The sequence below is a fragment of the Streptomyces sp. CHD11 genome (genome assembly GCF_018638295.1).
Taxonomy (GTDB): domain Bacteria; phylum Actinomycetota; class Actinomycetes; order Streptomycetales; family Streptomycetaceae; genus Streptomyces.
Genome location: NZ_JABTTS010000038.1, coordinates 43,661 through 50,554 on the forward strand (window position 1 = coordinate 43,661; position 6,894 = coordinate 50,554).

The following is a 6,894-nucleotide window of genomic DNA, read 5'->3' on the forward strand; positions in this document are numbered from 1 at the left end:
AAGAATCGAAAGTCGCGGTGAAGTCCAGTGAGCAGAGTATATCCGGGCGGGAGCGGAATTGTCAAACACCGAATTTCCGGACGATGAATTGCGACAGGAACAGGAATTCATCGACGGACTCTACGCACGTGTGGACGTCCTCCGCGGTGACGCCGAGGACTCCGTCTCGGACGCCCTTGCCCGGGGCCACACCCCCAGGCAGGCCAGGCTGGAGCGGGACATCCTCGTCGCCGAGCGCTCCGGGCTGCTCGCCGCGCTGAACGCGGTGGACGGCTCCCTCTGCTTCGGCCGGATCGACCTCACCTCCGGCGAGACCCACCACATCGGCCGCATCGGCCTGCGCGCCGACGACCCCGAGCGCACACCCGTCCTCATCGACTGGCGCGCCGACGTCGCCCGCCCGTTCTACCTGGCCACCGGCCACACCACGATGGGCCTCGGGCGCCGCCGGCACATCGCCACCGAGGGCCGCCGGGTCACCGCCCTGCACGACGAGATCCTCGACCTCGGCGACGAGACCCGTACCGGCCACGAGGATCCCACCGGCGACGCCGTCCTGCTCGCCGCGCTCGACTCCGCGCGCACCGGCCGCATGGGCGACATCGTCCGCACCATCCAGGCCGACCAGGACCGCGTCATCCGCGCCCCGCACCGCGGGGTCATGGTGGTCGAGGGCGGCCCCGGCACCGGCAAGACCGCCGTCGCCCTGCACCGCGCCGCCTACCTCCTCTACGAGCACCGCGAACTGCTGGCCCGCCGCGCGGTCCTGATCGTCGGCCCCAACCCGGCGTTCCTCGGCTACATCGGCGAGGTGCTGCCCAGCCTCGGCGAGACCGGCGTGCTGCTGGCGACCGTCGGTGAGCTGTTCCCCGGCGTGCGGACCACCCGCACGGACACTCCCGGGGCCGCCGCCGTCAAGGGACGGGCGGAGATGGCCGACGTCCTCGCCGACGTCGTACGCGACCGGCAGACGCTGCCCGATCCGGTGATCACGATCGAGCACGACCGCGAGATCCTGATGCTCGACGACGGCCTGGTCAACGTCGCCCGCGAACGCACCCGAGCCGCGAAGCTGCCGCACAACGTGGCCCGTGAGCACTTCGAGGGCCACATCCTCAACGCGCTCACCGACATGGTCGCCGAACGCATCGGCACCGACCCCTACGACGGCGGCAATCTGCTCGACCCCAGCGACATCACCCAGATCCGCGACGAGCTCGCCGACAACCCCGAGGTCTGGTCCGCCATCGACCGCCTCTGGCCCCGCGTCACCCCGCAGCGCCTGATCGCCGACTTCCTCGCCGAACCCGGGGCGTACCTCTCCGACGGGGACGCCGCCGCGGTCCGCCGCCCGGTCACCCGGCACTGGACCGTCTCGGACGTGCCGCTGCTCGACGAGGCGGCGGAGCTCCTCGGCGAGGACGACCGGCTCGTCCGCGAACGCGCCGAGCGGGAGCGGCGGACACAGATCGCGTTCGCGCAAGGGGTGCTGGACGTCTCGTACGCCTCGCGCACCTTCGAGTTCGAGGACAAGGAGGACGACGACCCGGACTCCTCCGAGGTGCTGTCCGCGCACGACATCATCGACGCCGAACGCTTCGCCGAACGGCACGAGGAGGACGACCACCGCAGCGCCGCCGAACGCGCGGCCGCCGACCGCACCTGGGCGTTCGGGCACATCATCGTCGACGAGGCGCAGGAGCTGTCCCCGATGGCGTGGCGGCTGCTGATGCGGCGCAGCCCCACCCGTTCGATGACCCTGGTCGGTGACCCCGCGCAGACCTCGGAGGCGGGCGGCGTCGGCGCCTGGGAGGACATCCTCACCCCCTATGTCGGGGACCGCTGGGAGCACACCCGGCTGGGCGTCAACTACCGCACCCCGGCCGAGATCATGGACGTGGCCGCCGCGGTCGTCCGGGCCGGGCACCCCGGCTTCGAGCCGCCCGGCTCGGTGCGATCCACGGGCGTACGGCCCTGGGCCCGCGCCACCGACGACCTGCCCGGCGCGACCGCCAAGGCCGTCGCCGAACTCACCCCCGCGCAGGGCCGCCTCGCCGTCATCGCCCCGCGCGAACTGCACCGCGCGCTGGCCGCCCGGCTGGACGGGGTGACGGCCGGCGCCGAACCGGATCTGACGCACGACGTCGTGCTGCTCGACCCGCGCCAGGCCAAGGGGCTGGAGTTCGACTCGGTCCTCGTGGTCGAACCGGGCCGCTACGGCACCAGCGATCTGTACGTGGCCCTCACCCGAGCCACCCAGCGCCTCGGCGTCCTGCACACCGGCCCGCTGCCCCAGCCGCTGGCCGACGCCCTGAACTGAGCACCGGCGCGGGCCGCCGCGAGGCGGGAGCGGGGGCCGGGGCGCTCCGCGTCCGGCGGCTCCGCACGCTTCACCACGAGGCGGCGGACCCGCCGGTCGTCGTCCAAGGGCGCCGCCGTGGTCAGGCCGGGCGCAGCCACACCGTGGCCAGGGGCGGCAGGGTCAGCCGGATGCTCGCCGGGTAGCCGTGCCATCCCTGGGGCTCCGGCTTGACCGGGCCGGGGGTGGTGATGTCACCGCCGCCGTAGCGTCCGGTGTCGGTGTTCAGGACCTCGCGCCAGGCGGGCACGTCGTCGGGGACCCCGATCCGGTACTCGTGGCGGACCACCGGCGCGAAGTGCGACACCGCGAGCAGCGGGGTGCCGTCGGTGTCGTACCGCAGGAAGGCGAACACGTTGTCCTCGGCCGCGTCCCCGGTGACCCACCGGAAACCGGACGGTTCGGTGTCGCCCCGCCACAGCGCCGGGGTGTCCCCGTACACGGTGTTCAGGTCGCGCACCAGATCGCGCACACCCCGGTGGTCGGCCTCCGCGCCGTAGTGCGGGTCCAGCAGCCACCAGTCCGGGCCGTGCGCCTCCGACCACTCGGCCCCCTGCGCGAACTCCTGCCCCATGAAGAGAAGCTGCTTGCCCGGGTGGGCCCACATGAAGCCCAGGTAGGAACGGAGATGGGCGCGCTGCTGCCACCAGTCGCCGGGCATCTTCGACACCAGCGATCCCTTGCCGTGCACCACCTCGTCGTGGGAGATCGGCAGCACGTAGTTCTCGCTGTACGCGTACACCATCGAGAACGTCATCTCGCCGTGGTGGTACCGGCGGTGGACCGGTTCATGGCTCATGTACGTGAGCGAGTCGTGCATCCAGCCCATGTTCCACTTCAGCCCGAAGCCCAGCCCGCCGAAGCCGCTCGGCCCCTTGTGGTGGGTGGCCCGGGTGACACCGTCCCAGGCGGTGGACTCCTCCGCGATCGTCACGACCCCCGGCACCCTGCGGTACAGGGTCGCGTTCATCTCCTGCAGGAACGCCACCGCGTCCAGGTTCTCCCGGCCGCCGTGCTCGTTCGGCGTCCACTGGCCCGGCTCGCGCGAGTAGTCGAGGTAGAGCATCGAGGCGACCGCGTCCACCCGCAGCCCGTCGATGTGGAACTCCTCGCACCAGTACAGGGCGTTGGCGACCAGGAAGTTGCGCACCTCGCGCCGCCCGAAGTCGAACTCCAGGGTTCCCCAGTCGGGATGGGCCGCACGCAGCGGGTCCTCGTGCTCGTACAGCGGCCGTCCGTCGAACTCCGCCAGCGCCCACTCGTCGCGGGGGAAGTGCGCCGGCACCCAGTCCATCAGTACGCCGATGCCCGCCCGGTGCAGGGCGTCGACCAGGTACCTGAAGTCGTCGGGGCTGCCGAGGCGGGCCGTCGGCGCGTAGAAACCGGTGACCTGGTAGCCCCAGGAGCCGCCGAAGGGATGCTCGGCGACCGGCATCAGCTCGACGTGGGTGAAACCGAGGTCCTTGACGTACGCCGGGAGCTGGTCGGCGAGCTGACGGTAGGTCAGCCCGGGTCGCCAGGACGGCAGGTGCACCTCGTAGACGGAGAACGGCGCACGGTGCGCGGGCACGGCGGACCGGCGCTCCAGCCACTCGGCGTCGTCCCACACGTACGCCGAGGACGTGATGACCGACGACGTGGCCGGCGGCACCTCCGTGCGGCGGGCCATCGGGTCGGCGCGCAGGGTCTTCGAGCCGTCGGGGCGGGTGATCTCGAACTTGTACAGCTCGCCCTCGCCGATCCCCGGCACGAACAGTTCCCACACCCCGGTGCCGCCCAGCGACCGCATGGGGAAGCCGGTGCCGTCCCAGAAGTTGAAGGTGCCGGTCACCCGCACCCCGCGCGCGTTGGGCGCCCACACCGAGAAGCGGGTGCCGGCGACGCCCTGGTGGGTCATCGGGTGCGCGCCCAGCACCGTCCACAGTTCCTCGTGCCGGCCCTCGCCGAGCAGATGCAGATCGAGTTCGCCGAGCGCGGGCAGGAAGCCGTACGCGTCCTCGGTCTCCTGCACCGCCCCCTCGTACGTCACCAGCAGCCGGTACGCCGGCACCTCGCGCAGCGGCAGCAGTCCCGAGAAGAAGCCGTCCCCGTCGTCGTGCAGGTCGACGGTCATCCCCCCGGAGACGACGGTCACCGCCAGGGCGTACGGCCGGAACGCCCGGAAGACGACACCGCCGGGCACCGGATGCGCGCCGAGCACGGAGTGCGGGGCGTGGTGCGCGCCGCTCAGCAGCCGCTCCCGGTCGCCGGCGTCCACGGCGGGGGAGACGGCGATCTCCATCTCCATCGCGGGCGGGACGGGTGAGGGACCTGACGGTGGGGATGTGGCGGCCCGCGAGGCGGACGAGGGGGCGACGGCCGCCTTCCCGGCCTTCTTTTTCGCGGCGCCCTTCCCGGCCGCCGGCACCTTCCTCTCCGCGGTCTTCCCCGCGCTCTTCCCCGCGGTCTTCTGCGCGGCCTTCTTCACCGTCGTCTTCTCGGTCGCCGCCTTCGCGGCCGTCACCTTCGCCGCCGCGGGGGTCTTCTTCACGGGGGTCTTCTTCGCACTGGCCTTCTTCACGGCTGCCTCCTTCCGTGCGGGCGCCGGTGGCCCGGTGCGCCGCTGCTCGGCCGGCTGCTCCGGATGCGAACCGCTGGACGTGGGGCGGGGGGTCACGGGCGAGGCCTCCAGGGCGACGGTCGGGGGCGGGCGGGGCTCGGGGGCCGGGTCAGATCCGGTCGGTGGTGGCGAGCCGGTGCGCGGCCGCCAGCGGTACGGCGAGCCAGTCGGGGCGGTGCCGGGCTTCGTAGACCGCTTCGTAGACCGCCTTGTCGGTCTCGTACGCGCGCAGCAGCACCGGTTCGGTACGCGGATCGCGGCCCGAGGCCTCCGCGTACCCGGAGCAGTACGCCGCCCGGCAGTGGTCCGCCCAGTCGTGCTGCGGCGGGTCCACGGAACGGGCCGCGTAGTCGAAGGACCGCAGCATGCCGGCGACATCCCGCACCGCCGGCTGCGGCATCCGCCGTTCCGCCAGTGGACGGGACGGCTCCCCCTCGAAGTCGATCAGCGACCACTCTCCCGCCGGGGCCCGCAGGCACTGCCCGAGGTGCAGATCGCCGTGCACCCGCTGGGCGGTCCAGGTGCGGCCCTCGGCGGCCAGATCGTCCAGCGCCGTGTACGCGGAGCGCAGGCCGTCCGCGTACGGGCGCAGCGCCGGCACCGCGTGGACGGCCGCCTCCAGCCGCTCGGTCATCCCGGCGACCATGGAACGCAGCTGGACGTGTCCCAGCGTGACGGTCGGCAGCGCGCGGGCCAGCGCGGTGTGCACCTCGGCGGTGGCCCGCCCGAGCGCCCGCGCCTCGGCGACGAAGTCCTCGCCCTTGGCCAGCTCCCGCAGCGCCAGCTCCCACCCGTCCGCCGCCCCCTGCACGAACGGCTGGAGCACCCCCAGGACATACGGTTCGGCCTCGGGCACCGGGCCGGGCACCTCGCCGGGGTCCGTGACCAGCCAGGCCGTCGGCGGGGGCACCCGGGGGCAGCCCTCGCGGGCCAGCGCCAGCGGCAGCTCCAGGTCGGGGTTGATCCCGGGCACGATCCGGCGCAACAGCTTCAGAATGAACGTATCTCCGTAGACGACCGACGAATTCGACTGCTCGGCCGTCACCAGACGTGGCACCAGACCGGAGCGGATCTCCTGGCCGGGGTCCCGCTCGAAACGGAGCCCGCCGATCCGGGCCTGGGTGCGCAGGGCCTCCAGGAGCAGCTCGGCGGGCCGGGTGTCGTGCAGGGCCTCGTAGACCGTCCGTCCGGCCAGCGGGCCCCGCGACACATGACCGATCAGCGCGGGCGCGAGCCGGGGCGGCAGCGCCTCGCGCACGCCTATGAGCAGCTGGTAGCAGTCACCGGGCTGCTCCTGTCCGGTGTGCCCCGGCTGGAGCGGCTGATGGGCGCGGACCAGCAGGTGGTACAGACCCAGTTTGGCCGTCGGCGGCAGCAGCTCGGTGGCCGCGACCAGGGCGAACCCGGTGACCGGGCGGCCCTTGCCGGCGAACCAGCGCTGCCGCGGCAGCCACTCCCGCAGCAGCGGATCCAGTGACGCAAGGAGGCCGGGCGGGGTCGTGACAGTGCGTGTGACGGCTTCCGACATGGCGTCGCGTCCTTTCCCCTCTTTCGGCACGCCTCAGCGGGCGCCACCGGTGGGCGGGGTGTTACTGATGCGTGCCCAGGGCGGGCCGGTGAAAACCGTCCCGCCCCGGGTTCTAGGCGGCGTCCTTGCGGAGCCGGAACCAGTAGAAGCCGTGGCCCCCGAGGGTCATCAGATACGGCAGTTCGCCGATGGCCGGGAACCGCACCCCGCCGAACAGCTCCACCGGGTGCCGCCCCTCGAAGGCGCTGAGATCCAGCTCGGTCGGCTGTGCGAAGCGGGAGAAGTTGTTGACGCAGAGCACCAGGTCGTCCCCCTCTTCCCCATTCGGGGGGGCCTCACGCAGGAAGGCGAGGACGGCGGGGTTGGAGGAGGGGAGCTCGGTGTAGGAGCCGAGGCCGAAGGCGGGGT

Annotated in this window: 4 protein-coding genes; 1 reads left to right on the forward strand and 3 read right to left on the reverse strand. The window is 72.7% G+C overall.

Annotated features, from left to right (window positions below; translation table 11 throughout):
* Positions 1-88 precede the first annotated feature (88 nt).
* On the forward strand, positions 89-2,320 hold the full coding sequence (locus HTV45_RS30140; protein ID WP_215209077.1) for an AAA family ATPase: 2,232 nt from the start codon (positions 89-91) through the stop codon (positions 2,318-2,320).
* Between the two features lie 121 nt (positions 2,321-2,441).
* Here HTV45_RS30140 and glgB read toward each other — a convergent pair whose 3' ends face one another.
* The 3 genes from glgB to HTV45_RS30155 all read right to left on the reverse strand — a co-directional run.
* Positions 2,442-5,015, reverse strand: a complete 2,574-nt coding sequence (gene glgB / locus HTV45_RS30145) for a 1,4-alpha-glucan branching enzyme (RefSeq protein ID WP_215209078.1) — start codon at positions 5,013-5,015, stop codon at positions 2,442-2,444.
* Between the two features lie 52 nt (positions 5,016-5,067).
* Complete coding sequence (locus HTV45_RS30150) at positions 5,068-6,486, reverse strand: maltokinase (RefSeq protein ID WP_215209079.1); 1,419 nt, start codon at positions 6,484-6,486, stop codon at positions 5,068-5,070.
* 112 nt (positions 6,487-6,598) lie between these two features.
* Positions 6,599-6,894, reverse strand: a 296-nt coding sequence (locus tag HTV45_RS30155; protein ID WP_215209080.1) for an alpha-glucosidase C-terminal domain-containing protein, incomplete at its 5' end; no start/stop codon positions are given.

Coding starts and splice junctions, on each gene's coding strand:
- HTV45_RS30150 (WP_215209079.1), bottom strand. CDS start 6,486: ATGTCGGAAGCCGTCACACGCACTGTCACGACCCCGCCCGGCCTCCTT.